We start from the raw sequence: 3,068 nt of genomic DNA on the forward strand, positions 1-3,068 counted from the left end.
CCTTCCGGGCCCTGTTGGAGGCGCGCGGCGTCGACTACACCACGTGGGAGGGCTGGCGGCGGATCGAGGCCCGCGAGGAGGAGCTGGGCGCCGGGGGTGCGCCGGGGGCTCGTGCGATGCTTCGGGCGGCCCGGAGGAATCCGGTTGCCGGGGGGACCGTTCGTCCACGCCTGACCGTCCTTCACTGGGTTGGCTGGAGATACCACGATGCCCCGCTCCCACCTCGGTGGGAGCGGGGCACGAGAGTGAGGGTCGGCATGGCGGTCGCCTCTCGGCGCGGGGCACAACGGGGCTCCTGGCCGTACGGTCACCCACCCGGAGGCGGGGCCGGACGCGGTATTCCGCGAAGGCAATTGTTGAGGCCCGGGGGACACTTGCTACCACACCGACCAACAGTGACTCTAACCCATCGGGCCGAGCCGTTGTTCCGTCACCGCCGGATGCCGCGCATGCGCAATCTCACGGTACCCGCGGGCGGAGGGGGAAGATGGTGGCCGGTCCCGCAGAGGGGCGCGGGACCGGCCGGGAAGCCCGCGAACCGGGGTCACCCCTGGCGCGCGATGCTGGTCTGCTCGTCCCTGGACAGGAGCTTGAGGCGCTTGCGTCCGCGCTCGGCGCCCAGCTCCTCCTCGCGGGCCTCGATCCGCCGCCAGCCCTCCCACGTGGTGTAGTCGACGCCGCGCGCCTCCAACAGGGCCCGGAAGGCGACCGGGTCGGGCTCGGAGGCTGGTGTGAGGGCCTCGCGGTCGGCCACCAGGTTGGTGACCGTCTCCAGTGCGTCGCCCTTGGTGTGGCCGATGAGGCCCACGGGGCCGCGCTTGATCCAGCCGGTGGCGTAGACGCCGTCCATCGGCTTCTCGTCCAGGTCCAGGACCCGGCCCCCGGCGTTGGGGACGACGCCGCGCTCCTCGTCGAAGGGCAGGTCGGCCAGGGGCGAGCCCAGGTAGCCGATGGCGCGGTAGACGGCCTGGACCTCGTGGTCCACGTACTCGCCGGTCCCCCGGACACCGCCGTCGCCGGTCAGCTCCATGCGCTCGGTCCGGAAGCCCGTGACGCGGTCCTCGCCGAGCACGGCCACCGGGCTGTGCAGGAAGTGCAGGTGCAGGCGGCGCTCGGCGCCGCGCGGGTCGCGGATCGCCCAGTTCTGCAGGACCTTGACGTTGGTCTTGACCTGGTTGGAGTCCTCGCAGGCCCGGAGGCTCCCCTCGTCCATGTCGAAGTCCTCGGGGTAGACGATGACCTCGACGCCGGGCTGCTTGTCCAGCTCGCGCAGCTCCATGGGGGTGGCCTTGCACTGGGCGATGCCGCGCCGGGCGAAGACGTGGACGTCGGTGATCTGCTTGGCGCGCAGCCCCTCGTACACGTTGTCGGTGATGTCGGTCTCCAGCAGGTCCTCGGCGCTCTTGGCGAGGATGCGGGCGACGTCGACGGCGACGTTGCCCGCGCCGATCACGGCGACGCTGGTGCCCTCCACGTGCCAGGACGGCGACACGTCGGGGTGGGAGTCGTACCAGAAGACGAAGTCGGCGGCGCCGTGGCTGCCGGGCAGGTCGATGCCCGGGATGTCCAGCGGTCGGTCACGGTCGCTGCCCGTGGCGAAGACGACCGCGTCGTAGTGGTGGCGCAGGTCCTCCAGCTTGAGGTCCACGCCGTACTCGACGTTGCCGTAGAAGGTGATCTCCGGTTTGTCCAGGATCTTGTGCAGCGCCCCCTGGATCTGCTTGATCCGGGGGTGGTCCGGGGCGACGCCGTAGCGGACCAGGCCGTAGGGGGAGGGCAGCTTGTCGAGGATGTCGATGCTGACGGACGTGTCGCACGCGGACAGGGTCTCGTCCTTGGTGAGCAGGTCCGCGGCGTAAATCCCCGCGGGGCCCGCACCCACGATTCCCACTCGCAGTGGTCGCGTCATCGCACAGCTCCAAGTCTTCGCGCCAGAGTCGGACGCCATCAAAAGGTAAGGCTCGCCTAATCTATCCGGTGTCTGCACCGGGAAAACCTACTATAAAGGTAGAGAATTCCGCTCCCCGTCCCGGGCCCGCATGGCGGGCCCGGAGGCCCCGCGGGGCCGTGGGCCCAGGCGGAACCCGGTAGGACCAGGTCGGGAGGCTGCCGCCGGCGCCCCGGGAGGTCCCTCAACAACAGGTCAACGCCCTGTCACCGGCTCCCCAGTTCCGAACGGGCTGTGAAGAAAGTCACCGTCGGCCGAGGCGGTCCCGCGTCCGTGGGCCGCGCCGGGGGGAGGGGAGGCCCGCTCCCCCGAAGACCGACCCTACTCGCCCGAGGGCCGACCCTGCTCCAGTTCGGCTTTGACCGAGGCGGCGAACCGGGGCACCTGCTCCTGCCCGGACAGCTTGGCGATGGCGGCCATGATGGCGTCGGTGGCCTCGCGGCGCGGGCGCGCCCTGTCCGCCCGGCCCTCCCACGGCGACAGGTCCACCGGCTCGCCGAAGCGCACGCCCACGCGGTTGAGGGAGGGCACCCTGCGGCCGGGGGGCAGGATCCGCTCGGTGCCCGCCAGGGCCACCGGCACCACCGGGGCGCCCGTGGTCAGCGCCAGCCAGGCCAGCCCCGTCTGCCCGCGGTAGAGGCGGCCGTCGGGGGAGCGCGTCCCCTCGGGGAAGATCCCGAAGACCTCGCCGCTCTCCAGCACCCCGAGGCTGTTGTCCATGGCCTCCTGGGCGCTCTGGCCCGGGCGCCGGTCCACCGAGAGCTGGCCGATGGCCCGCAGCGCGCGGGTGAACAGCCGCCGGGGCAGGGTCCCCTCGTCGAAGAGCTCCTGCTTGGCGATGAAGCGCACCGGCCGGGGACAGGCCACGCCGATGAAGAGCGGGTCGATCAGCGCCAGGTGGTTGACGGCCAGGATCGCCGGACCGCGACGGGGGACGTGGTGCGCGCCCTCCACGCGCTGGGGCCAAACGACACGTGTGGCGGGCGCGATGACGGTCTTGGCCGCTCCGTACAGGGTCACTCGGTCGCCTCTTCTCGGGGTGGGATGGGTCCGTGCGGGGGTGACGGACGTACGGAGGGCTCCCGTGTCCGCGTCTTCCGAGCCTATCGGGGGCGCGGGG

2 protein-coding genes are annotated in these 3,068 nt (G+C 71.8%); both read right to left on the reverse strand.

Annotated features, from left to right (window positions below; genetic code table 11):
- Window positions 1-544 precede the first annotated feature (544 nt).
- A complete protein-coding gene (locus ABD54_RS26145) occupies window positions 545-1,891 on the reverse strand; it encodes an FAD-dependent oxidoreductase (RefSeq protein ID WP_047872215.1) in 1,347 nt (448 codons plus the stop codon).
- A 378-nt stretch (window positions 1,892-2,269) separates the two neighbouring features.
- Window positions 2,270-2,968 (reverse strand): 1-acyl-sn-glycerol-3-phosphate acyltransferase, encoded by a 699-nt coding sequence (locus tag ABD54_RS26150; protein ID WP_047872216.1) that lies wholly within the window; start codon window positions 2,966-2,968, stop codon window positions 2,270-2,272.
- Window positions 2,969-3,068 lie beyond the last annotated feature (100 nt).

This window comes from Nocardiopsis sp. RV163, assembly GCF_001029525.1.
Taxonomy (GTDB): Bacteria; Actinomycetota; Actinomycetes; order Streptosporangiales; family Streptosporangiaceae; genus Nocardiopsis; species Nocardiopsis dassonvillei.